The organism is Candidatus Nitrotoga fabula, assembly GCF_905221025.1.
GTDB lineage: Bacteria > Pseudomonadota > Gammaproteobacteria > Burkholderiales > Gallionellaceae > Nitrotoga > Nitrotoga fabula.
This window is the reverse complement of the sequence record NZ_CAJNBL010000005.1, coordinates 1-24,864: the sequence shown is the minus strand read 5'-3', so window position 1 is coordinate 24,864 and position 24,864 is coordinate 1. Positions and strand designations below refer to the sequence as shown.

Genomic DNA, 24,864 nt, shown 5'->3' with positions numbered 1-24,864 from the left:
ACGATTTAGGCAATCCGCTACCTGATTATGAACCCATTATGAAGCGCCAACAGCAAGTCCAGATCTGGCTGGAAAAACAGTTCCCAGGGCAGGATTTCACGATCGCGGCGGCCTCTGCCGATGCCAGCTTTCGCCGCTATTTTCGCGTTACCTTTGCCGACCGCACCCGGATCGTGATGGACGCCCCGCCGCAACATGAGGACTGCCGCCCGTTCCTCCATGTTGCCCGGTTATTGGGCGCAGCAGGGGTACACGTGCCGGAAGTCCTGGCGCAGGATCTGGAGCAGGGCTTCCTGCTGCTGTCCGACCTGGGCTGCCAAACCTACCTGCAGGCGCTGAATGCCGAAAGCGCGCGCGAACTCTATGGTGCTGCCACCGATGCGCTGATCCGGATCCAGCTGGCCAGTCGTGAAAACGAACTGCCGCCCTATGACCGGGCGATGCTGGCGCGCGAAATGCAACTGTTTCCCGAGTGGTATGTCGCGAGGCACCTTAGGGTCACGCTGGATGACAGGCAATGCGCTGCACTGGAAAACGTATTTCAGCGCATCCTCCAGAACAATCTGGCCCAGCCCGGTGTTTTCGTGCATCGTGACTTTCATTCGCGCAACCTGATGGTCAGCTTTCCGAACCCTGGCATTCTGGATTTCCAGGATGCCGTTCACGGGCCCATCACCTATGATCTGGTTTCCCTGTTCAAGGATGCCTACATCGAGTGGGAGGAGGCCGACGCGCTCGACTGGCTGATCCGTTACTGGGAAAAAGCGCGCAAGGCAGGGCTTCCGGTACACCTTTCCTTTGCCGATTTTTTCCGCGATTACGAGTGGATGGGCGTCCAGCGCCACCTGAAGGTGCTGGGAATTTTTGCGCGCCTGCATCATCGCGACCACAAGGATGGATACCTGAAGGACATGCCGCTGGTCATGAAGTACCTGCGCAGCGCTTGCGAGCGCTACGTGGAACTGAAGCCTCTGCTGCAAATTCTGGATGCGCTGGAAAACAGGCAGCCGGCAATGGGTTTCCTTTCATGAAGGCCATGCTGCTGGCGGCTGGCAGGGGAGAACGCATGCGCCCGCTTACCGATCACACCCCAAAACCCCTGCTGCAGGCCGGCGGCAAGCCGCTTATCGTCTGGCATATCGAGAAGCTGGCCAGGGCAGGCATTGTCGAGCTGGTCATTAATCACGCGCATCTGGGCGGGCAAATTGAGACGGCGCTGGGGGATGGCAGCCGGTTTGGCGTGCGTATCCGTTACTCCCCCGAGAATCCGGCTCTGGAAACGGCGGGGGGCATCGCCCATGCCTTGTCGCTGTTGGGCGGGGAGCCATTTGCCGTGGTCAATAGCGACCTCTACAGCGACTACGATTTTGCCCTGCTTCCGCAACGGGTTGCCGAAATGGAGCAAAACGGAGACTGTGCCCACCTGGTGCTGGTGAACAATCCCGTGCACCACCCGGACGGTGATTTCGGCCTGGACGGAGGCCGGGTCTGTCAGGGAAAACCCGCACTGACTTTCAGCGGCATAGGGGTTTATCACCCCGGACTGTTTGCCCGGATCCCGCGTGGTACCCATGCCCCGCTTGCGCCGCTGCTGCGTGCCCAGATTGCCCTGGGAAAAGTCGGAGGCGAACACTATCACGGCCTGTGGATGGATATCGGAACCCGGCAGCGTCTGGAAAAACTCGACAATGCGCTGCGTTCGCAGCACAATATCCCCCATGTCTGAAGCCGCCATTCATGCCTGTCGTCGCAATCGCCTGATCAACCAGATGCAGCGGGGGATTGCTGTCATTCCGACTGCCCCCGAGGTCTTCCGCAACAGCGATACCCACTATGCTTACCGCTTTGACAGCCATTTCCACTACCTGACCGGGTTTGATGAACCCGAAGCCGTACTGGTACTGATCGCGGGCGCCGAGCCGCAATCCATCCTGTTCTGCCGCGAAAAGGATGCCGAGCGCGAAACCTGGGACGGCTTCCGCCACGGGCCGGAGGGCGCAAAGGAAAGATTCGGCCTGGACGCGGCTTTTCCCATTGCACAACTGGATGAAAAACTGGGGGCGCTGATGGGGAATCAGCCTGCGCTGTTTCTCCCGTTGGGGGCCCATGCATCCTGGGACGACCGGATACTCGCGCTGCGTGCCGGTGTGCAGGCAAAGGCGCGCAGCGGGATCAGCGCGCCGAATGAAATTCATGACATACGGATGCTGCTGGATGAAATGCGCCTGATCAAGGACGAGGCCGAGCTGGGCATCATGCGCCGCGCCGCCGCCATTTCTTCGGCCGCGCATATTCGCGCGATGCGTGCGACCCTGCCGGAAAAAATGGAATACGAGATCGAGGCAGAGCTGCTTTATGAATTTCGCAGAAGCGGGGCGCAGGCACCTGCCTATACCTCCATTGTTGCTGGCGGCGGCAATGCGTGCGTCCTGCACTACATCCGCAACGACGCGCGGCTGCGCGACGGCGAGCTGCTGCTCATCGATGCGGCCTGCGAAATCGATGGTTATGCAGCCGATATTACCCGCACGTTTCCGGTAAACGGCCGTTTTACCGGCGCTCAGAAGGACGTGTACGAACTGGTATGGTCAGCACAGGCCGCCGCTCTGGCTGCCGCCCTTCCCGGCGCATACTGGAATCAGCCGCACGAAGCGGCCGTGCGCGTGCTGGCGCAGGGAATGATCGATCTTGGATTGTGCCGCGGAAATCTGGAGGATGTGCTCGAAAACGGGAGCTACAAGCGTTTTTACATGCACCGAACCGGCCACTGGCTGGGTATGGACGTGCACGACGTCGGTGCCTACAAGCTGGAAAACAGGTGGCGTGCATTGCAGCCTGGCATGACATTTACCGTCGAGCCAGGCTGCTATATCCGTCCGGCGGATGATGTGCCGCAGGCTCTCTGGAATATCGGAGTCCGCATTGAAGATGACGTGCTCATTACTGCGCAGGGGTGCGAGGTGCTGACTGAAGCCGTACCCGGAACCGTCAGTGCGATCGAGGAACTAATGGGGCGCCGATGAATGCGGATTGCGATATCGCCATCATCGGGGGCGGTCCGGTAGGCAGCGCGCTGCGGCTTGCCCTGCGCGACAGTGGCCTGCGCATCGTCATGCTCGAAGCACGCAGAAAGGAGCACGCGGGAGATGACCCGCGCGCCCTGGCCCTGTCCTGCGGCAGTCGCCAGATCCTCGAAAGGCTTGGGGTATGGCGCGAGATCGCCCAGGTTTCTCCGATCCGGGACATACATGTTTCGCAGAAAGGCTCCTTCGGGCGCACCCTGCTGCGGGCGGCAGAGCTGGAGGTGCCGGCGCTGGGCTATGTGCTGCCCTACACGGAGTTGCAGAATGCATTGAACCGCGTTCTGCAGGGGAACGATGCAACCTGTCTCACCGGTGCAGCCGTCACCCGGCTGCAAAGTACGGACCAGGGGGCATCCATCACCTACCAGCACGACGGGGAGACCTGTCAGTTACAGACAAGGCTGGCAGTGGTGGCGGATGGCGGAAAGCTGCTGGAAGCCACCCATCCCCCCAGGATCCGGGATTACCATCAATCCGCCGTCATTACCCATGTCACCTGCGCCCATCCGCAGCCGGACACTGCCTTCGAGCGTTTCACCGCGCAGGGGCCGCTGGCGCTGCTGCCGTTCAGGGGCGGATACGAACTGGTATGGACGGCAGAACAAAAAATGGCACAGGAAATGCTGGCCTGGCCCGATGCCGTCTTCCTGGCCCGGTTGCATCAGCACTTTGGCGACCGGGTAGGGGAATTCCTGACCATGGGCAGGCGCACCAGCTTTCCCCTGTGCATGAAGTATGCCCCCAACCTTACGCTGCCGCATACGGTACTGATCGGCAATGCGGCGCAGACCCTGCATCCCGTGGCCGGACAGGGGTTCAACCTTGGCCTGCGGGATTCATGGGAACTGGCACAGGAAATCCTGGATTCGTCTCCCGGTGCGCATGGCTCCAGCGAGATGCTGTCCGGCTATTGCCAGCGGCGCAGGCTGGACCGTCTGGCCGGCACCCGTTTCACCGACGGCCTGGTCAGCCTGTTTTCCAATGATCTGCTACTCGTTCGAAGTGCGCGCGCAGCGGCGCTGACCCTGCTGGACTGCCTTCCGGGCGTAAAAAAATTCGTCGCCCGGCGCATGATGTTCGGCACCAACGGTTAGCGCCGAACCCAAGCAGAAAGAATGAGAACCTTCGGCTGGTAAAAAACAATAATTATTTGTATTGCGATTGCAATTCGATATAATCCCGATCTGGAAAAAGTCTGAAACGGCTTTTGCATCTTCGTGCCAGAAGCTTCCGGCAGCGGTGCAAATTTTCTCCCGGCGCAGGCAGGGCCGCAAGGCATGTTCCCCGCGCAAAGAGGAGCCGGGTTTGCTCCATGCTGTTGTTTTCGGTATAATTTTTCAATTCAGCCTCATTATTTTAGCTGCCCGGGTAGCTGTCATGAATATCAACACCACTGCAAACAATCAGGCCACGCCTCCGGATGACCTCGGCCGCAAGGACATCTCCGGACAGGAGGAGGCAGCCGCCGGCCCGGAAGCCGATTCTGCCCCGACTGCCGATGCGGTGCGTGCAAAACTGATGGCCGCAGGCATTTCCGAGCAGGATGTGGCTGACGCCATCACCTGGGCGCGTACCCAAAAAGAATAATAGTTAAGGATGCTATGCGCGTTGTCCTCGATACCCATATAATTCTCTCTGCGCTGCTGTTCACCCATGGCAACCTGGCGTGGCTCAGAGCTGCCTGGCAGAGCCGGTCAATCCGGCCGGTAATGAGCCATGCAACGAGAGAAGACCTGTTTTGTGCGCTGGAATATCCAGCATTCAACCTGTCGGTCCCGGAACAGGATCGGCTGCTGGAAGAGTTTTTTCCCTACTGCGAGGATGCCGTCCTGTCCAGCTGGATGCCCTCGCATGGCACTTTCTGCCAGATATTCCTGGCTGTAGCGCACAAGGCCAGGGTTAATGCGCTGGTAAGCGTTGAAAAAGAAATCGTCGCGCTGCGCGGAAGCTTCATCCCGCCCGTTCTTACCGTGGCAGAATTGCGCAAGCGCCTGCAGGAACAGCGTTCCGCATAAAATTTTTATTTCACTTAATTTCTGTTAAAACATGTACAATTGGTTCTAACTTGCGGCAAACTGTGCTCATGAAAACCATCCTGGTTCTACATGGTCCTAACCTGAACCTGCTCGGCAGTCGCGAGCCGGGGTTGTACGGCCACGTTACTTTAGAAGAAATTAACAGCCATTTGCAGCAATTAGCGCAAAATCACGGCGCAAACCTGCTGCATTTCCAGAGTAATTCCGAATCCGCCCTGATCGAACGTGTCCATGCGGCGCGCCAGGACGGTACCGGTTTCATTGTGATCAACCCTGCCGCCTTTACCCATACCAGCGTGGCATTGCGCGATGCGCTGGCGGCAGTTTCTATTCCTTTTATTGAGGTTCATCTTTCCAATGTGTTTGCGCGTGAACCATTCCGCAGGGAATCCTATTTCTCCGATCTGGCGATTGGCGTGATCAGCGGCTTGGGTGCAACCGGTTATGAACTCGCAGTGCGCTATGCGCTGCAATATTCTGTCAGGAGTTAGTCGTGGATTTACGAAAAATAAAAACCTTGATCGAGCTGGTGGAAAACTCCGGCATTGCCGAGCTGGAAATCAGCGAGGGCGAAGAGCGCGTGCGTATCGTCCGCTCCGGGGCAACCGTGCAGCAGATGTACGTGCCTCCCCAGCAGCTGTCCGCGCTGGCCACGCCTCCGCAATTGACCGAAGCGCCGGAACAACCGGCTGAACCGGAAGGCCATATTGTGAAATCGCCGATGGTCGGCACCTTCTACCGCAGTCCCTCTCCTGGTGCCCAGCCTTTTGTCGAGGTAGGCCAGAACGTGAGCGCTGGCGATACCCTGTGCATCATCGAGGCGATGAAGCTGCTCAATGAAATCGAAGCGGACCAGAATGGCGTAATCAGTGCGGTTCTGGTGGAAAGCGGCCAGCCGGTTGAGTTTGGTCAACCTCTTTTTGTGATCAGTTAAGCAATGTTTGAAAAAATCCTGATCGCCAACCGGGGAGAGATCGCCCTGCGCATCCAGCGTGCCTGCCACGAGCTGGGCATCAAGACGGTAGCTGTGCATTCCGAGGCGGATGCGGATGCCAAATATGTCAAGCTGGCCGATGAATCGGTGTGCATCGGCCCGGCTGCGTCGCACCAGAGCTACCTGCACGTTCCGTCCATCATCAGCGCAGCCGAGGTGACGGATGCGCAGGCCATCCATCCGGGTTACGGATTCCTGTCCGAAAATGCCGACTTTGCCGAGCGCGTGGAAAAAAGCGGGTTTGTTTTCATCGGGCCGCGCCCGGAAACCATCCGCCTGATGGGCGACAAGGTGTCGGCCAAAAACGCCATGAAAAAAGCTGGCATACCCTGCGTGCCCGGAGTGGACGGGGCGCTGCCGGACAATCCGGCCGAAGTGACCAAGATTGCGCGCAGCATTGGCTATCCGGTCATTATCAAGGCCGCGGGCGGCGGGGGCGGGCGCGGCATGCGCGTGGTGCACACCGAGGCTGCGCTGCTCAATGCGGTGTCTGTGACCCGCAGCGAGGCGCAGGCGGCATTCAACAACCCCATGGTGTACATGGAAAAATTCCTGCAAAACCCGCGCCACATCGAATTTCAGGTGCTGGCCGATTCCTACGGCAATGCGGTTTATCTGGGCGAGCGCGATTGCTCCATGCAGCGCCGCCACCAGAAAGTCCTGGAAGAAGCCCCGGCGCCCCTGCTCAATACACGCCTGCGCAACAAAATTGGAGAGCGCTGCGCCGCAGCCTGCCGCAAGATCGGCTATCGTGGAGCAGGCACATTTGAATTCCTGTATGAAAACGAAGAATTTTTCTTCATTGAAATGAACACCCGTCTGCAGGTGGAGCATCCGGTCAGCGAAATGATTACCGGCATAGATATCGTGCAGCAGCAGATCCGGGTGGCCGCCGGGGAGAAACTCGGTTTCAAGCAAAGCGATGTGAACCTCAGGGGACATGCCGTCGAATGCCGCATCAACGCGGAACACCCGTACAAATTCACGCCATCGGCCGGCCGCATTACCACCTGGCATACGCCGGGGGGGCCGGGCATCCGTGTGGACTCGCACGTGTATGCCAATTATTTTGTGCCGCCTCACTATGATTCGATGATCGGCAAGATCATAGCCTACGGCGACACCCGCCAGCAGGCGATCGCACGCATGCATACCGCCCTGTCCGAAATGGCGGTGGAAGGCATTGAGACCAACCTGCAACTGCACCGCGAACTGATGCAGGACGCCGCTTTCCTGCGCGGAGGGACGAGCATCCATTATCTGGAACACAAGCTGGCCGAACGCATCAAGGTAAAATGACATGGCCTGGCTTACGCTGACGATCTCCGCACCTGCTGATCAGGCCGAGGGGCTGAGCGAAGCCCTGCTCGACCTGGGTGCGCTGGCGGTGGACATACTTGATGCCGATGCCGATACCCCGCAGGAACAGGCCATGTTCGGTGAACCGGGCGAGCCTGCGCCCCATCTCTGGCCGCATAACCGGATTACCGCGCTGCTGGAGGAAGGCGCACAGCCTGATGCCGTGGTGCAGCAAGCGGCACGCGCCATCGGGCTGGAGCAGATTCCCGCCTATACCACCGCCATCCTGCCCGACAACGACTGGGTGCGCATGACGCAGGCGCAGTTCAGCCCGATCCGCATCTCTGAGCGCCTGTGGATCGTTCCCACCTGGCATAGTCCGCATGATGCGGCTGCCATCAATATCACGCTCGACCCCGGTCTGGCCTTCGGCACCGGGAGCCACCCCACTACCCGCCTGTGCCTGCGCTGGCTCGACCAGAACCTGCGCGGCGGGGAATCGGTACTGGATTATGGCTGCGGCTCCGGCATTCTGGCCATTGCCGCGCTCAAGCTGGGTGCAGCCCGTGCAACAGGCGTGGACGTGGACCCCCAGGCGGTGCAGGCCAGCCGGGACAATGCCCGGCTCAACCAGGTCGATGCGCAATTTTTCCAGGCGGACCAGGCTACACCGCAACCCGCAGATATCGTGGTCGCCAATATTCTTACCAACCCGCTCAAGGTGCTTGCGCCCCTGCTGGCCAGCCTGACCCGTGATGGCGGACAGATCGTGCTGTCGGGCATACTCGGCGAACAGGCTGCGGATGTGGCCGGAATCTACGGGCAGTGGTTCGACTGCGGCCCGCCCACCGTGGAAGAAGGCTGGGCCTGTATCTCGGGAAAGAAGCGTTGACTGCCGTTACCCGCTGCCCGCAGTGCGGCACGCGCTTCCGGGTCACCCGGGAGCAGCTGGATGCATGCCAGGGAACCGTGCGTTGCGGCTGCTGCCGGACGGTGTTCAATGCGATTCAAACGCAGCAGGTTGAGCAGCAACCTGTGCCCGTGCAGCGTGAAACGGACGTCCCGTTTCACGCCACCCTCCGCGTAGCAGGGGTCGAAACCGCCGCAGCCGGATCGGCACAGGACAGACATGCCGGATTCCAGCCGAAGTGGGGGGTGGCCGCGCTGGTCATGGCGCTGCTGGTCGCAGCGCAGGCGCTGTATCTGTTTCGCAACGGGCTCGCCGCATACCTGCCGGCTGCCCGGCCTGCCATTGTTGGCTACTGCCGGCTGCTAGGCTGCACCCTCCCGCTCCCGCAGGATCTCGGCCAGCTGCGTATCGTGTCCTCTGCGATGGAATCTGCGCCGAAGCAGCCGGCCATCGTCACGCTGTATGCCATTCTGCATAACCGTGCGACTCATGCCCAAAGCTATCCCGATCTTGAGCTGACCCTGACCGATACTTCCGATGAGGCGCTGGCGCGCCGCACCTTTACTCCGGACGAGTATCTCAGGCCGGAGCAGGATGCAAAACAGGGAATCCCGCCCAGCGAGGAAATTGCCATTGAACTGTACCTGGACACGGAAGACCTCAAACCGGCAGGATACCGCCTGCTGCTGTCGTATTCCTAGCGGCCGGGCGAACTTTGCAGCGGGTTGCGCATCATAGTGAATTTCAGGGCGGGCCGCAGGGAAGGAGCGGCGCGTTCGTGATACCATTTTCGTACTTTTTCGTATAGAAAGCATCCAGTTGAAGAAACGCATAGGAGAATGGCTGGTCGAGCAGGGGAGGCTGAGCTCCGCCGGACTGGAGAAGGCGCTCGATCTGCAAAGCAGGGCAGACGGCGAAAGAAAGCGCATCGGCGCGCTGCTGGTACAGCAGGAAGCGGTTTCTCAGCGTGACGTTGCCGAAGCACTGGCGGCCCAGCTCGGTCTGGAGCTGGCCGGACCGGAAGATTACCCGCAGCTGCCATTGCTGGAAGAGCAGGTGTCGGTGCGCTTCCTGAAAGAATCTCTGGTATTGCCGCTGCACGAGGACGGGCAGCAGGTGGTGCTGGCAATGGCAGACCCGCTGGACCAGTATGTCATCAATGCGTTTGCGCTGCTCACCCACCGCACGGTAACGGTGCGCGTGGCCGTGCAGCAGGATATGGAAAGCGCCTTCGAGCGCCTGTATGGCGGGGGCGGCAAGACTTCCATGGGGGATATCGTCGGCGATATCGAAACCCTGGATGAAGAAGGGGGGGGCGACGATGTCCAGCAGCTCAAGGATCTTGCCAGCGAGGCGCCGGTAATTCGCCTGGTGAACCTGATCATCAGCCATGCGCTGGAGGCGCGCGCCTCCGACGTGCATGTCGAGCCATTTGAAAACCGGCTGGTCGTGCGCTACCGGGTGGATGGCGTGATGCACGAGGTCGAGTCGCCGCCGCGACGCCTGGCCGGGGCCGTCATATCCCGCATCAAGATCATGGCCAGCCTGGATATTGCCGAGCGCCGCCTGCCGCAGGACGGCCGCATCAAGCTGCGCATCCAGGGCAAGGAAATCGATCTGCGGGTTTCCACGGTCCCGACCATGCACGGCGAAAGCGTGGTGATGCGGATACTGGATAAAAGCGGCACGACCCTGGAATTTTCCCGGCTGGGGTTCGAACCGGACACGCTCAAAATTTTCCTCGATATCCTGCAGCAGCCGCACGGCATCATTCTGGTCACCGGCCCGACCGGGAGCGGAAAAACCACCACGCTCTATACCGCGCTGCAAACCCTGAATAAATCGGACGTCAAGATCCTGACCGTGGAAGACCCGGTGGAATACCAGATGGAAGGCGTGAACCAGATCCAGGTCAAGGCGCAGATCGGCCTGACCTTCGCCAATGCCCTGCGCTCAATCGTGCGCCAGGACCCGGATGTCATCATGATCGGTGAAATCCGTGACCTGGAAACCGCCCAGATTGCCGTGCAGGCCGCCCTTACCGGCCACCTGGTGCTGTCCACGCTGCACACCAACGACGCCGCCGCCACAGTCAATCGCCTGCTCGACATGGGCATGGATGATTACCTGCTGACTTCCACCGTGATCGGCATTCTGGCGCAGCGCCTGGTGCGCACGCTGTGCACGCAATGCCGCGAGCTGCGCCCGGTGCTGCCCGAAGTTGCCAAAGAAATGGAACTGCACCGCTATAGCGATGCCAGCCCGATCATGTTGTACCACGCGGTCGGATGCCCGGCCTGTGGGCATACCGGCTATGTCGGCCGGGTCAATATCGTGGAAATCCTGTCCATGAGCGACAGTATCCGCACTTTGGTGATGCGGCATGCCACGGCTGGAGAAATCCGCAGGCTTGCGATCGAGGAAGGCATGCGCACCATGTTTGAAAGCGGTCTGCGCAAGGTGATGGCCGGGGTCACGACCATAGAGGAAGTATTGCGCGTAACGCGGGAGAGCTGACCTTGCCAATGTTCCGGTACAACGCGGTTGCCGCAGACGGCGAAACGCTCGAAGGCGAAATGGAAGCCCGCAGCAGCGAGGTGGTGGCAGAGCGCCTGCAGGGCATGGGCTATATCCCGATCCTGGTGGAACAGGCGCGGGAAGTGCACAGCGCGGCAGGCACTTCGTTTGCCTGGCTGCGCCCGAAACGGCTCAGCCAGGCCGAGATCGCCACGTTCACCAGCGAAATTGCAACGCTGCTCCATGCCGGGTTGCCGCTGGACCGCGCCCTGGAAATCCTGGTGGAACTTTCCGAGAATGAAAAGGTGCGCAACCTGCTGGTCCAGGTGCGGGACGACGTGCGCGGCGGCGCCTCGCTGTCCGCGGCGATGGAGGCGCAGAAGGGCGTGTTTTCCCGCTTCTACCTCAACATGGTGCGCGCCGGAGAGGCGGGCGGCGCGCTGGGCCCGGTACTGACGCGCATCACCGAATTCATGGCGCGCGCGCGCGCGCTCAAGCAGACCGTAACCTCCGCCCTGATCTATCCGGTGATCCTGATGCTGGTAGCGGTGAGCTCGGTCATGCTGCTGCTGGTATTCGTGGTGCCGCAGTTTTCCCAGATGTTCGAGCAATCCGGCAAAACCCTGCCGCTGCCGACGCAGATCGTGATCAGCGCGGGCGAATTCATCCGCCAGGACTGGTGGATGCTGCTGCTCGGCGGGTTTGCCATATACCTGCTGGTGCGCCAGCAGCTGGCCAATCCTGCCAGCCGCTACCGCTGGGATGGCGTTCTGCTGCGCCTGCCGCTGGTGGGAGATCTGGTGTCCAAGATCGAAGTGGCTCGCTTCAGCCGCAGCCTGGGCACCCTGCTCGGCAATGGAGTCACGCTGCTGAACGCGCTCTACATTATCAAGGAAACCCTGGGCAACAGCGTGATGGCGGCCGGGCTGGACCATGTGGCCAGCCAGCTCAAGGAAGGGCTGGGGCTGGGCAAGCCGATGATGGAAACCGGCCTGTTTCCCAAGCTCGCGGTCCACATGGTCGTGGTGGGCGAAGAAACCGGCCAGCTCGAAGAAATGTTGCTACGCATTGCCGATGTATATGACAATGAGGTGCAAACCACGGTCAAGCGTATGCTAAGCCTGATGGAGCCGGTGCTGATCCTCGGGCTGGGCCTGCTGATCGGCGGCATCATCATGTCGATCCTGCTCGCCATCCTCAGCGTCAACGATCTGGCCATGTAAGCAGCAGGAGAAACGGGGGCGGCACGGAAGCTCGCAGGCAGAAATTTAAAACAGACTATATATTTGGAGAGAACTCATGACAAAAAGAATAAACCCAATCAGCCGGATATCGCGAAACAGGGGATTTACCCTGTTGGAACTGCTGGTCGTGCTGGTCATTCTCGGACTGCTGGCCGGCCTGGTCGGTCCCAAGGTGATGGACTACCTGGGAACCTCGAAGACCAAAACCGGCAAACTGCAGATTGAGCAGCTGGGGCAGAGCCTGGAACTGTTCAAGCTGGAAGTCGGGCGTTACCCGACCACCCAGGAAGGACTGTCGGCGCTGATCGAGGCGCCGACCGGGGCAACCGGCTGGAACGGCCCCTATGTCAAGGGAGCCAAGACCGTGCCCAAGGATCCGTGGGGTAACGATTACCAGTACGTTTCCCCCGGCCAGCACAACACCCGGGATTACGACCTCAGCTCGCTGGGACTGGATAACCGGGAAGGTGGAGAAGGAGAAAACCAGGATATCAATAATTGGGGAGAATAACCCTTCGCGCCAGTGCCGGCTTCACCCTGCTGGAACTGCTGGTGGTGCTGCTGCTGCTGGCGCTGGTTTACGGTCTCGCCGTGCCGATGTTCTCTGCCGGCCAGCCCGGCACCGAGCTCAAGGGTGCAACCCGGCAGATTGCGGCCGGCCTGCGCCAGGCGCGCAATGAGGCCGTCAGGCAGAAAGAAGAGGCGCTACTGGTGCTGGACGTGGAAAAACGCAATTTCATGGTGAGCGGGGACCGGCGGCGCTACAACCTGCCGGCCAGCCTGGTCTATACCCTGGTCACCGCCCAGTCCGACCTGCGGCCGGACGGGATGGGCGCGATCCGTTTCTATCCGGACGGAAGCTCCAACGGCGGCCGCATCACGGTAGCCACCGGTACGCGCAAATACGAGATCAACGTGGACTGGCTGACCGGCCGGGTCACCGTGCTCAATTGAAGGCTGCCCGTGCTGCGCCCGGACATTGCGAAAACTTGGGCTGCATGGCAGGCCGGCGCATGACTTCTCCCCGCACGCACAGAACCCGCCGCGGTTTTTCCCTGCTGGAAGTGCTGGTGGCGTTCGTCATCCTGTCGCTGATCCTGGGGGTGTCGATGCGGATTTTTTCCGGCGGCCTGCGCAACGCGCGTAACGTGGACGAATACCAGCAGGCCATGCTGCTGGCGCAAAGCAGGTTGGCGACCGTCGGTATCGAGACGCCGCTGAAGTCGGGCGAAAGTTTTGGCGAGTATGAATCGGGCCACCGCTGGTTCGTCCGCATCCGTCCGTACTGGGAGCCCCAGATGCAGATTTCCGGGGAAGCCGCCCAGATCTCCCAGACCGGGCAGCCGGTTCCGCTCATGCCGGTGTCGCTCCTGCTGGTGGAAGTCGAGGTGCAGTGGGGCGATGCAGAAAAACCGCGCCTGGCCACGCTGGCCACGCTGCGCCTGGCTAGCGGGGCAGCGTTTTGAATACCCGCAACGGCCGCGTTGCCGGCTTTACCCTGCTTGAGCTGCTGATTGCCATGTCGCTGCTCGGTTTTATCCTGGCCTTGCTGTTTGCCGGCATGCGGCTGGGTGCCCGCAGCTGGGACGCAGGAGAGGCGCGGGTGGAAAAATCGGCGCACCTGTCCGCGTTGCAGGGTTTTTTGCGGCGCGAGCTGAGCCAGGCGATTCCGTACAAATGGAAAAAAAAACCGGACATGAACCTGGCGTTCATCGGCCAGCCCGGCTTCATCCGGATGGTCGCGCCGCTTTCGGTGCGCTCGGGGCCGGGAGGACTGTTTCAGATCGGGCTCGACCTGGCGCGGAACGAAGAAGGCCCCGGACAGCTGGTCATGAGAACCGCGATGCCGGATGTCAACAGCGTGGATTTCAACCCTCTGGCGCAGGCCGAGCCTATCGTGCTGGCGGAGCAGGTGGAAGAACTCAGCTTTGCCTATTTTGGCGCAGACAGTAAAGACTCCCCGCCATACTGGCAGGAACAGTGGGGCATCCGCGACACCCAGCAGCGGCTGCCCCTGCTGATCCGCCTCCGGCTGCGCTTCAGTGATGGCCGGCCTTTTCCGGATCTGGTGGTGGCGCCCCTGATCGGGATGGATACCGGCTGCATGTGGGACAACCTTGCCAATCGCTGCGTGAGTGAATGAAAATCATGAACCGGAAAAAACGGCAGCGCGGAATCGCCCTGGTGCTGGTGCTGTGGGCAACCACGCTGCTGACAGTGATTGCCGCCAGCTTTGTCTACAGCATGCGCACGGATACCCGGCTCGGGCAGAACCTGTCCGCGCAGGCGCGCGCCGAGGCGGCGGCGGATGCGGGAGTGCAGCGCGCGCTCTATGAAGCGTTCCGGCCACCGGTCGACATGCAGCGATGGCGGGGCGACGGCCTGGCGCGCCAGTGGGAATTCGGAGATGCCCGGGTAACGGTCACGATGCTGGATGTGACCGGCAAGATCGACCTCAACACCGCAACCGACGACTTGCTGAAGGGACTGCTGAAAAGCGTCGGGCTGACCGAAGAACAAAGCGTGGTGCTGACCGATGCGATCGTGGACTGGCGCGACGAGGACGAACTGCCACGGCCCAGGGGTGCCGAGGCCGCGCAATACCAGGCGGCCGGCCTGCCGTTCCGCCCGACCAATGCCCCATTTGAAAACATCGAGGAATTGCAGCGGGTGCTGGGGATGACCCCGGCCCTGTATGCCAGCCTGGAAGGCGCGCTGACGGTAGATTCCCGCCAGCCGGGAGTCAACGCCGCAATTGCGCCGCGGCAGGTGCTGCTTGCGCTGGCTGGCGCCACCCCGGAAATCGTGGATATGTATCTGGTTGCGCGCCAGGATGCCCTGATAAAAAACCTGCCGCCCCCCCCGTTCATGGCCCAGGCCACCGTAGTGGCGGGAAGCGAAGGTTCCGTGTATAGTATCCGCGCCGAGGCGGCGTTGCCGGATGGCACGCGTTTCGTGCGGGAAACGATCGCAGGCGTAAATCCCGGCGCCGCGCGCAAGACCACTTTCTATTCCTGGAAGGAAGGCCAGGCTGCCCCGAGGCCTCTGGTTTATCAGGATGGAGTCCATCGGGATGGAGCCGGATTCAGTTATTAAAAATAATTCGCGCGCAAGGGAACCCTTTGCGGTTTGTGCGGACTTAAGGAGCAGGAGAGCAGGATTGCCTCCCCTGGTTTGGCATGCAGGCCGGTTCCGACACTTTGTCGGGAATCAACCCCGACCGGCATGAATGCTCCGGGCAGCCGCGCGCGGCAACCCGATATGCACCCTTGCCGGACGGATACCCGGAAATAATAACGACAAGACCTGCCGTGCCCATGCACCGCCGGTGGCGGGCAAGCCGCCGCTGAGCCGGCATCAGGGATACAGGACAGGTCCGATGCGAGCCATACGCTTTACATGAGAAATAAATTATCGGCTGCGCGCCTGCCGCGCCTTGCTTTAGACAAGAATTCCGCCGCAGGCCGCTTCTGGCGCTGGTGGACGAATGAACTCGCCGCGCTGTTGCCTTCCTGGCTGCGCCAGCCCGGTGCGAGTGACGCGGATGCGCTGCTGATCGAGATGACTCCGCGCTCCATCGTGCTGCAGCGCTGGCTGCAGGGCAGCCTGGCCGAGCAGGGACGGATTGAGCGCCAGCCCGGCAGCCCGGATGCCGATGGCGCTGCCTTCCGCAGCCTTTTCAGCAAGCTGCGCAAGCGCGACGAGGCGGTTGCACTGTGGCTCAGTCCCGCGCAGTGTCTGACGAAACAGGTCGAGCTGCCACTTGCGGCAGCCAAAAACCTGCGTCAGGTGCTGGGGTTTGAAATGGATCGCCATACCCCGTTCAAGGCAGAGCAGGTGTACTTCGATTTTCGTGTGTTGCGCGTGGACAACCAGAACAACCGGATCAGTCTCAGGCTGGTGGCAGTACCGCGCGCGGAGATGGACGGTCTGCTGAACCTGCTGGCGAGCTGGGGAGCCACGGCCACTGCCGCGTATGCGGCGGGCACGGCTGTGCCCGGCGGCGCCAGCATGAACCTGATGCCGGCCGGGCGTAACACGCCCCAGCCCCAGACCCGGTCGCGCAGCATCCATCCCGGCCTGCTTCTGCTGGCATTGCTGGTGGGCGCAGCCGCCCTGGCCATTCCGGTCTGGCAGAAGCGCGAGGCCGTGCTGGCATTGCTGCCCGTCGTGGACCGGGCCAAGCAGCGGGCAATGGAGATCGACGCATTGCGGCGCGAGCAGGAAAAGCTGGCTGCCGAGTACAACTTCATGCTGCTGAAAAAGCAGTTCGCCCCGCCGCTGGTCGTGCTGCTGAACGAGCTGTCGCGCCTGCTGCCGGACGATACCTGGGTGCAGCAGTTCAGCCTCAAGGGCAGCGAACTGCAAATCCAGGGGGAAACCGGGTCATCCTCGCGCCTGATCGCGCTGTTTGAAAACTCCCGTCTGCTGCGCGACGCCAATTTCCGTTCGCCGTTGACCAAGGGCGACCTGCCCGGCAGCGAGCGCTATCACCTGACCGCGCAAATCCTGACCGCACCGGTTCCGGAAACGGCTGCGCCAGCGCCGCGCAGGCCGGCAAACGGCGGCAGCGCCGGAAAAGCGCCGCCGTATCCCGGGGCCAGACCCTGATGCGCGCGCTCGACAAGAAAGAAAGCCGCTACCTGGCCGTTGCCCTGCTGCTGCTGTTCCTGGCGGCCCTCATCGCGCTGGTGTGGGTTCCAGTCGGCATGCTGCACCGCCATTATGACGAGGCGCTGGAAAACATGGTCGACCATCTGGCGCGCTACCGGCAACTGGCTGCGACCCGGGGCGAAGTCAGCCTGGCGCTGGAGCAGGTGCAGAAACGGGCAGGGCGTCAGCATTTTCTGATGGACACCGGGCCGGCGCTGGCCGCTGCCGAGATTCAGAGCATTGCAAAAAGCCTGATTGATGCCGGAGGGGGCAGGCTGATCAGCATGCAGGTCGCTCCGCATCGCGATGAAGACGGCTATCGCCGGATTACCGTGAATGTGCAGTTCAGCAGCCGCCTGCCCGGGCTGAGGAAAATCCTGTATGCCATCGAAACCGTGCGTCCCTATCTGCTGCTGGATAACATCAGCATCCGCTCGCAGAGCAAAGGGGGGAGCAGGGATGCGCCGGCAGGAAATCCGGAACTGGTCGCCCAGTTCGATGTTTCCGGCTATGCACTGGTTGCGGATGCGACGATGGAGGCGGGGAAAAAATGAATGCTGTCCGCATCCCGTCGCTGGCATGGCTGGCCCTGATCGCGCTGCTGGCCGGGGTGATCGGCACCGAGCTGGGCTGGGGCAGCCGCCTGCGGGCCGAATTGCCGCAGCCCATGCTGCAAAAGGCCAAATCGGCCGTGCTGCCGCTGCAGCCCGATTTCGACCTGTTGCCGCTTGACCCGGCGTACAGCGAGATTCTGGCGCGGCCGTTGTTCGTGCCTGGCCGCCATTCCCTGCTGCCGCAGGCTGCTTCCGCACATGCTTCCGTACAGCATGCGCGGAAGAGCAAGGCAGCGGTCGCTCCGCCCCCCAAGAAGGAGGAGAAGGCAGAGGTGGAAGAGCCGCCGAAGGAAAGGATGCGCAAAGGACAGTTCGTGCTGGATGGCATCATCATCGCCCAGGGAAAGAATATCGCCCTGCTGCGCGAGATGTCGACGCGCAAGACCGTCCGCGCCGAACTGGGCGAAGAAATCAACGGGATGCGGGTGGAGAAACTCGAACCGGATAGAATCACCTTCACGCAGGGAGAGGAGAGCGAGGTGCTGATCCTGAAGGTCAAGACCGGGCCGAAACAGCCGGCAAGATCCGTCCCTCCGGCAACGTCGCTACCTGCGGCTCCGGCCGGAACGGCGGCAGCACCGGGAGCTCCTGCCTCCGGTGCGCCTGCCCCGGCGCCCGTGACGGTGGCTCCGGACGGCGACCCGGCGACCCCGTCCTTTGTGGAACGACGACGTGCACTGCGGCAGCGAGCGCAGCAGTAAGCGCCTGCATCGATTTGAGAAACGGCAATCACACATAGAGAATAGAAAATGTGCATAAAAAAAACGCAACTGCACTGGGTACTGATCCCGGTAACCCTCACTTTGCTGGGAGGGTGCGCAAACCCGTTCAAGGCAAAGGAAGCGAAGCAGGTTTCCGTGGAGCCGCAGCTGGCAAGACCGCTTTCCGGGCAGGCTCCAGAGGCGGGCGACCTCCCCGCTGCAACGGAGCATGAGCCGGACAGCAGTGAGGGCGCAGACCCGGACGACGCTCACAAGGCGGACCCGGGCAACGGGCACGGAGTCGAAGCGAACGGCAAGACGGGCGGCAAGGCAACTCCCGCCGCGCGCAAGCAGGAAAAGGCCAAAATTTTCCCGGGCAGCGGAGTGTTCATCCAGTCCGTGGCCCCGGCTCCGGCAGCTGCGGACAGCGGTGCCAAGCCAGACCCCAAGGATGAAACGATGCTGAATTTCGACGGGGCCGACCTGCGCGAGGTGGTCAAGGCCATTGTCGGCGACCTCCTGAATGCATCCTATACCATCGACCCCAAGGTGCAGGGGCAGATCAACCTGCATACCAGCAATCCGCTGCGCCGCAAGGATTTGCTGCCCACGCTGGAAACCCTGCTGCGCATGAACGGAGCGGCAATCCTGCTGGAAGACGGGATATACAAGATCGTGCCGGCGGCGACCGCGGCGCGTGGCTCGGTCACGCCGCAACTGGGGGGCGACCCTCTGGCTTTGCCGAACGGCAGCGGGTATGGCGTGCAGATCACGCCGCTGAAATTCATCGCCGCCAAGGAAATGCTGAAGCTCCTGGAGCCGTTTGCTTCGGAAGCGGGTGCGGTGCGCATCGATGAAGCGCGCAACCTGATCATCCTTTCCGGGACCGAACGCGAACTCCGGCACCTGCAGAGCACCATCACCATGTTTGATGTCGACTGGCTGGCCGGCATGTCCATCGGCCTGTTTTCGCTGCAAAGCGTGGAGGTCAAGACGGCGGTGGCGGACCTGGACAAGATTTTCGGTGCAAAGGCGCTCAGCCCGCTGGCCGGGGTGGTCAAGCTGGTGCCGATCGAACGCCTGAATGCCATACTGGTCATTACGCAGCAGGCCAAGTATCTGGAACAGGCAAAGACCTGGATCGAACGGCTGGACCACAGCGGCGGGGTGGGCGGCGGGATGCGCCTGTTCGTGTACCCGGTGCAGAACGGCATGGCGGAGAAAATGGCGATTCTGCTTAATGGCGTATTCAACCGCACTCCCGTGCCCACGGGAGGCAAGGGAGGCGCTTCGCTTGCCCCCGGCATGGCCATGGGATCATTGCAGTCCACCAGCACGCAGACCACCAGCAGCACTTTTACCAGTTCCTTCGGCGTCGCCCCAGCCCCGGGCCAGCCCCAGGGAGCGGGCGGGAACCTGCCTCTGGGTGAGGAGTCCGCAGACCAGCAGGGGCTGGCCGGCGACAGCGTGGCGGTCAGGGGAGAAGTCCGCATCCTCGCGGACAAGGATAATAACGCCCTGCTGATCCTTTGCTCGGCGGCGAACTACGAAAAACTGGAAACCGCGATACGCAAGCTGGATATCCAGCCGCGCCAGGTGCTGATCGACGTCACCATCGCCGAGGTTACGCTGGCCGGCGACCTGAAATACGGACTGGAGTGGGCCTTCACCAATGGCAGCGGCAACGGCAAGCTGGACATGGGCGCCGCCGGTCTGGCCGCGCTGACTCCGGGTTTTTCCTACCTGTGGAGCAACAGCAGCGTGCCCGGCGGCGTGTCCGCCACACTGAACATGCTGGCCAACGATTCGCGCGTCAAGGTCATTTCCTCGCCGCATATCATGGTGACCGACAACCAGCAGGCCAAAATCCAGGTCGGTGACCGCGTGCCGATCACCAGCCAGAGCCAGTCGGTCCTAGGCTCGGCCACCGGCCTGATCGCATCCATCCAGTACATCGATACCGGGGTGCTGCTGACGGTCACGCCGCGCATCAATTCCGGCGGTCAGGTCACGATGGATATCGACCAGGAGGTCAGCCAGGCATCGATTACCACCACGTCCTCGATCAATTCGCCCACCATCAGCAAGCGCGCGCTGAAAACCACGGTGGTGGTCAAATCCGGTGAAACCATGGTGCTGGGGGGGCTGATTACCGATAACAAGACCGAGGCCACCAGCGGGCTGCCTTTCCTGTCGCGCATTCCGGTGCTCGGCGGCCTGTTCGGGGTGCAGAACCAGCAGTCCAACCGCACCGAGCTGATCCTGATGATTACCCCGAAAACCATTTCCAATCCGCAGCAGGCGCAGGAGATTACAAATGAGCTGCGGTCAAAGATGGCGGGCCTGGGCGATGTGCTGGGCGATCTCGGTAAGCTGGGCAGCCAGCTGAAAAAGCCGGCCAGCGTGAGCGAAATGCTGCAGAAGGTCGTTCCGCCGGCGCCGGAAACCCAGAAAAAATAGCAGGGGCAGCCAACCGCGCAGGCAAGCGCGCTTGGTTGCAAACCCTGAAGTGTTGCAAAAATACCACAGTTGCGGGATGCGGATTGCCCGGATTCTTGACAGGCAATCTGCGCAAGGGCGACCATGCGCTTCATGGTTACTAATGATTCATCAGGAGGCAGGATTGGCTGAACAGGCAGGTAAAAAAAACCGGAGAAGTATTGGAGCGCTGGCGGCGCTGATGGTCGGGATCGGGGTGGCAGGCTGTGCCGGAACCGGTACCGGTTCCCCTTCGGCAGCAACGGCGGAACCGGAAAAAATCGTGGCCGAGCGGGCCGCCCAACGCTGGGACGCATTGATTAAAAGGGATTTTTCTGCGGCGTATGCGTACCTGAGCCCGGGAACGCGGCAGCGGGTCACGCAGCAGGCGTATGCAGACCGGATTCGTGGCGGAACCTGGAAACGGGCCAATGTGGAATCGGTGCGCTGTGAGCAGGAGAAGTGCGATGTCCAGGTTGCGCTGGAATATGGCTATCGCGACATGAAATCCATCGAAACTCGCCTGCCGGAAAACTGGCTGTTGCAGGATGGCGTATGGTGGTTTGTCCCGAGAAAATAATGGCGATCAACAGACATAAAGGGGAAAGGATGGAGAAAAAAAACTTGTAGGAGCAAAGAACCATGAGATACAATGACATTGCAGTAATTTCTAAAGTCGACTGTAGCAATTATTTGACATGATCTATAAGCCTTGATTCAGTCTTAGAGGCAAGAAAAAACCGGGGGTTGCATCCGGTTGAGTCGAAACCTTTAAGCGTTGAAGCTTTGTGTGTTTAACAACCGAGGAAAAAAACGATGAAAAACTTCAAGAGAAAGTCAATACACCTCGCCCTGGCAGCCGGCATCGGCGCGTCCAGCATGGCGATGGCAGGGGGGCCGGGTAACGGCATGTACATCAATGCGGATGGCACCGGCCAGGTGCTGCTGTACCCGTACTACACCACCCGTGGCGGCATGGACACCTACATGTCCGTGATCAACACCACTGGCTATGCCAAGGCGGTGAAAGTGCGCTTCATCGAATCGAGGAACAGCCGTGAAGTGCTGGACTTCAACCTGTACATGTCCCCGTATGACATGTGGACCGCGGCCGTGGTCGATACCGGCACCGGCGCCAAGGTGATCACTGCCGACAAGTCGTGCACCACACCGATGATCCCGGCGGGCGGCCAGGCATTCGTGAACTACGCCTATACCGGCACGGTGGATAACGAAGACAAGATCGACTCAGGTGATTCCGACGCCAACGGCATCAACATCGGCGGCCGCGACGGCGAGACCCAGTCCCTGGATCGTACGCGCGAGGGCTATATCGAAGTCATCGAAATGGGTGAAATCTACGGCAATGACGATCTCCTGGAAGCGCTGACCCACGTGGACGGCGTGCCGGACGACTGCTCCAAGCTGCAAGGGCTGAAGTACTCCGATCTGGGAAGCAAGCTCCAAATTACCGATCCAACCGGTGGCCTGACCGGCTCCGCGTCGCTGGTCGCTCCGGGATCCGGAACCGATTTCAGCTATGACCCGGTTGCAATCGACAACTTTACCTGGAATCAGATCTGGCACCAGGCCGGTTCAATCGAGCCTGACCTGCGCCATGGCCGCGACCGCAGCCTGGTGTTCTACAACCAGCAAGTGGTGGACACCAGCTGGAATGGTGTTGGTGAATATGAGGGCAAGGATTCGGTGGACGCGGTGAACGCGCTGCTGATGCACCGTGCCGTGATCAACGAGTTCGTGCTGGATAACGTAACCCTGTCCGGAACCGACTGGGTGGTAACGATGCCGACCAAGCGCTACTCGGTGCCGATCCAGGATCCGAACAACAGCAACCACGACGGCCACCATGCACTGCCTCCGTTCACTTCCACCTTCTGGGAAAACGGTGCGTGGGTGCGCATGCACTTTGACGATGAGGCCCATCAGCAGGTAGGCCACAGCAACCAAGAAGGCTACCACACCTACTATGGTCTGCCGGTCATCGGCTTCATGGTGCAGGACTTCGTCAACCTGAATGCGGCTCCCGGGGTGATGGCCACCTACGGCGGCAGCTTCAAGCACAAGTATGAGACCTGCATTTCTGGTGACGTGAACCAGAGATATGAGTCCTGCCATTACGCATACTAAGGCGTAGGCAGGCTCGCCGGAACCGCAGGTTGCATGCGGTTCCGCTGGACTGGCGGAAGCGAAACCGGAAACCGGGGTGCGGAGAAATCTGCACCCCGGTTTTTTTGTATCATCTATGCAACTGGATGAAAAAAGCTTGACAAGCTGTTGCAACCGGCGTAGACATTAAAAAACAGTTTCGCAGCAGACGGTGGGAAGGAATATTCTGCGATACATGGCTGATGGGAAACTGGGTCTGGCAGGAAGGCGCGCAGACGGGAAGATGCGTGAGAACTGGCCATACTGCCTCGACAGGAACTTGACAGAAATTAAGGGGGTCGACGCTGAACCCTGCAATTCTGCCAACCAACTCTAAATAATAAGGAGAATAAAAATGAAAAACTTCAAGAGAAAGTCAATACACCTCGCTTTGGCAGCCGGTATCGGCGCGTCCAGCATGGCGATGGCAGGTGGTCCCGGCAACGGCATGTACATCAATGCAGACGGCACCGGCCAGGTGCTGCTGTATCCGTACTACACCACCCGTGGCGGCATGGACACCTACCTGTCCCTGGTGAATACCACTGGTGAAGTCAAGGCGGTGAAAGTTCGCTTCGTCGAATCGAGGAACAGCCGCGAAGTGCTGGACTTTAACCTGTATCTGTCCCCGTATGACATGTGGACCGCGGCCGTGGTCGATACCGGCAGCGGCGCCAAGGTGGTGACTGCCGACAAGTCCTGCACCACGCCAGCCATTCCGGCGGGCGGCCAGGCATTCGTGAACTATGCCTACACCGGCACGGTGGATAACGAAGATAAGATTGATTCGAGCAATCCCAAAGCCAACGGCATTAACATCGGCGGTGCGGATGGCGAAACTGCATCCCTGGATCGTACCCGCGAGGGCTATATCGAAATCATCGAGATGGGCGAGATCCACAATGAGGACTATGTCGAATACATCACCCACGCGGATGGCGTTCCGGATGACTGCTCCAAGCTGCAGGGCCTGAAATCCGGAGACGAGTTAAAGCTGAATATCGGTACGCCAACCGGCGGCCTGACCGGTTCCGCGTCGCTGATTGCTCCGGGATCCGGAACCGATTTCAGTTATGACCCGGTTGCGATCGACAACTTTGCGTACCACGAGATATGGCACCAGGCCGGTTCGATCGAGCCTGACCTGCGCCATGGCCGCAACCGCAGCCTGGTGTTCTACGACCAGCACGTGGTCGATACCGACTGGTTCGATACTGGCGAATATGAGGGCGATGACTGGAGCAAGGATTCGGTCAACGCGGTGAACGCGCTGCTGATGCACCGCGCCGTGATCAACGAGTTCGTGCTGGACAACGTAACCCTGTCCGGAACCGACTGGGTGGTGACGATGCCGACCAAGCGCTACTCGGTGCCGATCAAGGATCCGAACAACAGCAACCACGACAGCCACCATGCACTGCCTCCGTTCACCTCCACCTTCTGGGAAAACGGTGCGTGCGAACCGGTGGACATCGAGTACTATGACCGCGAAGAGCGCACCAAAGTGGTCGGCGGCTTCTCGCCACCCCCACCCGGCGTGAACAACGCGCTGTGCTGGGAAGCCAACGTGATCACCTTCAACGACAGCAACATCCTGAGCTCGGCTCATTCGGTGAACATTGCGATCGCAGAAGGCTTCCAGAACGGCTGGGTGCGCATGCACTTTGACGCAGATGGCCAGAAACAGTCTTCGAATAACAGCAACCACACCTACTATGGTCTGCCGGTCATCGGCTTCATGGTGCAGGACTTCGTCAACCTGAATGCGGCTCCGGGCGTGATGGCCACCTACGGCGGCAGCTTCAAGCACAAGTACGAGACCAGCATCAGCGGCAGTCTGCAGGTGGAAGACTCAATACAAGCACCATAACGAGTTCTGCTCGGCCCCGGCCCGGAGCCATGCAGGATACTCCGGAACCGCGGATCTTCACGCGGCCCGGTTTACGGCGGGGCGTTCCACGTCCTGCCGGCAACTGGGAAGCAGGCGGCTCCGGTAACAGCGTAAAAAACAAACAGGGGTGTGGAGCAATCTGCACCCCTGTTTGTTTCTTGTATCTTTTATGCAACTGGATGCAAAAAAGTTGACAAGCCGTTGCAACCGGCGTAAACATCCAAAAACAGTTTCGCAGCAGACGACGGTAAGGAAAATTGGTAAGGAAAATTCTGCGA

General features: G+C 60.7%; 26 protein-coding genes. All 26 read left to right on the top strand.

Annotated elements, in window-relative coordinates:
• Positions 1-38: 38 nt before the first annotated feature.
• The 26 genes from KJA68_RS01055 to KJA68_RS00930 all read left to right on the top strand — a co-directional run bounded on the left by KJA68_RS01055 (position 39) and on the right by KJA68_RS00930 (position 24,565).
• Positions 39-1,031, top strand: a complete 993-nt coding sequence (locus tag KJA68_RS01055; protein ID WP_213035249.1) for an aminoglycoside phosphotransferase family protein — start codon at positions 39-41, stop codon at positions 1,029-1,031.
• Positions 1,028-1,726 carry an N-acetylmuramate alpha-1-phosphate uridylyltransferase MurU gene (gene murU, locus KJA68_RS01050; RefSeq protein WP_213035073.1) on the top strand — a complete coding sequence of 233 codons (699 nt, stop codon included), beginning with the start codon at positions 1,028-1,030 and terminating at the stop codon, positions 1,724-1,726. The genes KJA68_RS01055 and murU overlap by 4 nt, the downstream gene beginning before the upstream one ends.
• The gene (locus tag KJA68_RS01045) at positions 1,719-3,023 is read left to right on the top strand and encodes an aminopeptidase P N-terminal domain-containing protein (protein ID WP_213035072.1); all 1,305 of its coding nucleotides are present in this window, start codon (positions 1,719-1,721) and stop codon (positions 3,021-3,023) included. Before murU ends, KJA68_RS01045 begins: the two co-directional genes overlap by 8 nt.
• Complete coding sequence (locus KJA68_RS01040; protein ID WP_213035071.1) at positions 3,020-4,177, top strand: FAD-dependent monooxygenase; 1,158 nt, start codon at positions 3,020-3,022, stop codon at positions 4,175-4,177. The genes KJA68_RS01045 and KJA68_RS01040 overlap by 4 nt, the downstream gene beginning before the upstream one ends.
• Positions 4,178-4,460: 283 nt before the next feature.
• Positions 4,461-4,670, top strand: a complete 210-nt coding sequence (locus tag KJA68_RS01035) for a hypothetical protein (RefSeq protein ID WP_213035070.1) — start codon at positions 4,461-4,463, stop codon at positions 4,668-4,670.
• Between the two features lie 14 nt (positions 4,671-4,684).
• The gene (locus tag KJA68_RS01030; RefSeq protein WP_213035069.1) at positions 4,685-5,098 is read left to right on the top strand and encodes a PIN domain-containing protein; all 414 of its coding nucleotides are present in this window, start codon (positions 4,685-4,687) and stop codon (positions 5,096-5,098) included.
• A 68-nt stretch (positions 5,099-5,166) separates the two neighbouring features.
• The gene (aroQ, locus tag KJA68_RS01025; RefSeq protein ID WP_213035068.1) at positions 5,167-5,610 is read left to right on the top strand and encodes a type II 3-dehydroquinate dehydratase; all 444 of its coding nucleotides are present in this window, start codon (positions 5,167-5,169) and stop codon (positions 5,608-5,610) included.
• Between the two features lie 2 nt (positions 5,611-5,612).
• Positions 5,613-6,053, top strand: a complete 441-nt coding sequence (gene accB / locus KJA68_RS01020; protein ID WP_213035067.1) for an acetyl-CoA carboxylase biotin carboxyl carrier protein — start codon at positions 5,613-5,615, stop codon at positions 6,051-6,053.
• A gap of 3 nt (positions 6,054-6,056) precedes the next feature.
• Complete coding sequence (accC, locus tag KJA68_RS01015) at positions 6,057-7,412, top strand: acetyl-CoA carboxylase biotin carboxylase subunit (protein ID WP_213035066.1); 1,356 nt, start codon at positions 6,057-6,059, stop codon at positions 7,410-7,412.
• A gap of 1 nt (position 7,413) precedes the next feature.
• Positions 7,414-8,304 carry a 50S ribosomal protein L11 methyltransferase gene (gene prmA / locus KJA68_RS01010; RefSeq protein ID WP_213035065.1) on the top strand — a complete coding sequence of 297 codons (891 nt, stop codon included), beginning with the start codon at positions 7,414-7,416 and terminating at the stop codon, positions 8,302-8,304.
• Positions 8,238-9,023, top strand: coding sequence for a zinc-ribbon and DUF3426 domain-containing protein (locus KJA68_RS01005; RefSeq protein ID WP_213035064.1), 786 nt, complete (start codon positions 8,238-8,240; stop codon positions 9,021-9,023). The genes prmA and KJA68_RS01005 overlap by 67 nt, the downstream gene beginning before the upstream one ends.
• Positions 9,024-9,141: 118 nt before the next feature.
• Positions 9,142-10,839, top strand: coding sequence for a type II secretion system ATPase GspE (gspE, locus tag KJA68_RS01000; protein ID WP_213035063.1), 1,698 nt, complete (start codon positions 9,142-9,144; stop codon positions 10,837-10,839).
• An 8-nt stretch (positions 10,840-10,847) separates the two neighbouring features.
• Positions 10,848-12,062 (top strand): type II secretion system F family protein, encoded by a 1,215-nt coding sequence (locus KJA68_RS00995; RefSeq protein WP_213035062.1) that lies wholly within the window; start codon positions 10,848-10,850, stop codon positions 12,060-12,062.
• A gap of 76 nt (positions 12,063-12,138) precedes the next feature.
• Complete coding sequence (gene gspG, locus KJA68_RS00990; RefSeq protein ID WP_213035061.1) at positions 12,139-12,594, top strand: type II secretion system major pseudopilin GspG; 456 nt, start codon at positions 12,139-12,141, stop codon at positions 12,592-12,594.
• Complete coding sequence (locus KJA68_RS00985) at positions 12,582-13,037, top strand: GspH/FimT family protein (protein WP_213035060.1); 456 nt, start codon at positions 12,582-12,584, stop codon at positions 13,035-13,037. Before gspG ends, KJA68_RS00985 begins: the two co-directional genes overlap by 13 nt.
• Before the next feature lie 59 nt (positions 13,038-13,096).
• Positions 13,097-13,549: a type IV pilus modification PilV family protein gene (locus KJA68_RS00980; RefSeq protein WP_213035059.1), complete on the top strand. Its 453-nt coding sequence runs from the start codon at positions 13,097-13,099 to the stop codon at positions 13,547-13,549.
• On the top strand, positions 13,546-14,226 hold the full coding sequence (locus KJA68_RS00975) for a prepilin-type N-terminal cleavage/methylation domain-containing protein (RefSeq protein WP_213035058.1): 681 nt from the start codon (positions 13,546-13,548) through the stop codon (positions 14,224-14,226). Before KJA68_RS00980 ends, KJA68_RS00975 begins: the two co-directional genes overlap by 4 nt.
• Positions 14,223-15,179 (top strand): type II secretion system minor pseudopilin, encoded by a 957-nt coding sequence (locus KJA68_RS00970; protein WP_213035057.1) that lies wholly within the window; start codon positions 14,223-14,225, stop codon positions 15,177-15,179. Before KJA68_RS00975 ends, KJA68_RS00970 begins: the two co-directional genes overlap by 4 nt.
• 133 nt (positions 15,180-15,312) lie before the next feature.
• A complete protein-coding gene (locus KJA68_RS00965) occupies positions 15,313-15,486 on the top strand; it encodes a hypothetical protein (RefSeq protein ID WP_213035056.1) in 174 nt (57 codons plus the stop codon).
• Positions 15,483-16,694: a PilN domain-containing protein gene (locus KJA68_RS00960; RefSeq protein ID WP_213035055.1), complete on the top strand. Its 1,212-nt coding sequence runs from the start codon at positions 15,483-15,485 to the stop codon at positions 16,692-16,694. The genes KJA68_RS00965 and KJA68_RS00960 overlap by 4 nt, the downstream gene beginning before the upstream one ends.
• Positions 16,694-17,290 carry a type II secretion system protein GspM gene (gene gspM / locus KJA68_RS00955; RefSeq protein WP_213035054.1) on the top strand — a complete coding sequence of 199 codons (597 nt, stop codon included), beginning with the start codon at positions 16,694-16,696 and terminating at the stop codon, positions 17,288-17,290. Before KJA68_RS00960 ends, gspM begins: the two co-directional genes overlap by 1 nt.
• On the top strand, positions 17,287-18,051 hold the full coding sequence (locus tag KJA68_RS00950; protein ID WP_213035053.1) for a hypothetical protein: 765 nt from the start codon (positions 17,287-17,289) through the stop codon (positions 18,049-18,051). Before gspM ends, KJA68_RS00950 begins: the two co-directional genes overlap by 4 nt.
• Positions 18,052-18,099: 48 nt before the next feature.
• Positions 18,100-20,511, top strand: a complete 2,412-nt coding sequence (gene gspD / locus KJA68_RS00945; protein WP_213035052.1) for a type II secretion system secretin GspD — start codon at positions 18,100-18,102, stop codon at positions 20,509-20,511.
• Between the two features lie 31 nt (positions 20,512-20,542).
• Positions 20,543-21,109 (top strand): hypothetical protein, encoded by a 567-nt coding sequence (locus tag KJA68_RS00940; RefSeq protein WP_213035051.1) that lies wholly within the window; start codon positions 20,543-20,545, stop codon positions 21,107-21,109.
• Positions 21,110-21,345: 236 nt separating this feature from the next.
• A complete protein-coding gene (locus KJA68_RS00935) occupies positions 21,346-22,677 on the top strand; it encodes a hypothetical protein (protein ID WP_213035050.1) in 1,332 nt (443 codons plus the stop codon).
• A 373-nt stretch (positions 22,678-23,050) separates the two neighbouring features.
• Positions 23,051-24,565: a hypothetical protein gene (locus tag KJA68_RS00930; protein WP_213035049.1), complete on the top strand. Its 1,515-nt coding sequence runs from the start codon at positions 23,051-23,053 to the stop codon at positions 24,563-24,565.
• Positions 24,566-24,864: the final 299 nt, after the last annotated feature.

Bases quoted from the DNA above. Each gene is read 5' to 3' on its own strand.
- KJA68_RS01045 (WP_213035072.1), top strand. From the start codon at position 1,719: ATGTCTGAAGCCGCCATTCATGCCTGTCGTCGCAATCGCCTGATCAAC.
- KJA68_RS00950 (WP_213035053.1), top strand. From the start codon at position 17,287: ATGAATGCTGTCCGCATCCCGTCGCTGGCATGGCTGGCCCTGATCGCG.
- KJA68_RS00935 (WP_213035050.1), top strand. From the start codon at position 21,346: ATGAAAAACTTCAAGAGAAAGTCAATACACCTCGCCCTGGCAGCCGGC.
- KJA68_RS01055 (WP_213035249.1), top strand. From the start codon at position 39: ATGAAGCGCCAACAGCAAGTCCAGATCTGGCTGGAAAAACAGTTCCCA.
- KJA68_RS00980 (WP_213035059.1), top strand. From the start codon at position 13,097: ATGACTTCTCCCCGCACGCACAGAACCCGCCGCGGTTTTTCCCTGCTG.
- prmA (WP_213035065.1), top strand. From the start codon at position 7,414: ATGGCCTGGCTTACGCTGACGATCTCCGCACCTGCTGATCAGGCCGAG.
- accC (WP_213035066.1), top strand. From the start codon at position 6,057: ATGTTTGAAAAAATCCTGATCGCCAACCGGGGAGAGATCGCCCTGCGC.
- KJA68_RS01040 (WP_213035071.1), top strand. From the start codon at position 3,020: ATGAATGCGGATTGCGATATCGCCATCATCGGGGGCGGTCCGGTAGGC.
- KJA68_RS01035 (WP_213035070.1), top strand. From the start codon at position 4,461: ATGAATATCAACACCACTGCAAACAATCAGGCCACGCCTCCGGATGAC.
- KJA68_RS00995 (WP_213035062.1), top strand. From the start codon at position 10,848: ATGTTCCGGTACAACGCGGTTGCCGCAGACGGCGAAACGCTCGAAGGC.
- gspM (WP_213035054.1), top strand. From the start codon at position 16,694: ATGCGCGCGCTCGACAAGAAAGAAAGCCGCTACCTGGCCGTTGCCCTG.
- gspG (WP_213035061.1), top strand. From the start codon at position 12,139: ATGACAAAAAGAATAAACCCAATCAGCCGGATATCGCGAAACAGGGGA.
- gspD (WP_213035052.1), top strand. From the start codon at position 18,100: ATGTGCATAAAAAAAACGCAACTGCACTGGGTACTGATCCCGGTAACC.
- KJA68_RS00960 (WP_213035055.1), top strand. From the start codon at position 15,483: ATGAGAAATAAATTATCGGCTGCGCGCCTGCCGCGCCTTGCTTTAGAC.
- KJA68_RS00930 (WP_213035049.1), top strand. From the start codon at position 23,051: ATGAAAAACTTCAAGAGAAAGTCAATACACCTCGCTTTGGCAGCCGGT.
- KJA68_RS01030 (WP_213035069.1), top strand. From the start codon at position 4,685: ATGCGCGTTGTCCTCGATACCCATATAATTCTCTCTGCGCTGCTGTTC.
- aroQ (WP_213035068.1), top strand. From the start codon at position 5,167: ATGAAAACCATCCTGGTTCTACATGGTCCTAACCTGAACCTGCTCGGC.
- KJA68_RS00965 (WP_213035056.1), top strand. From the start codon at position 15,313: ATGCTCCGGGCAGCCGCGCGCGGCAACCCGATATGCACCCTTGCCGGA.
- KJA68_RS00970 (WP_213035057.1), top strand. From the start codon at position 14,223: ATGAAAATCATGAACCGGAAAAAACGGCAGCGCGGAATCGCCCTGGTG.
- murU (WP_213035073.1), top strand. From the start codon at position 1,028: ATGAAGGCCATGCTGCTGGCGGCTGGCAGGGGAGAACGCATGCGCCCG.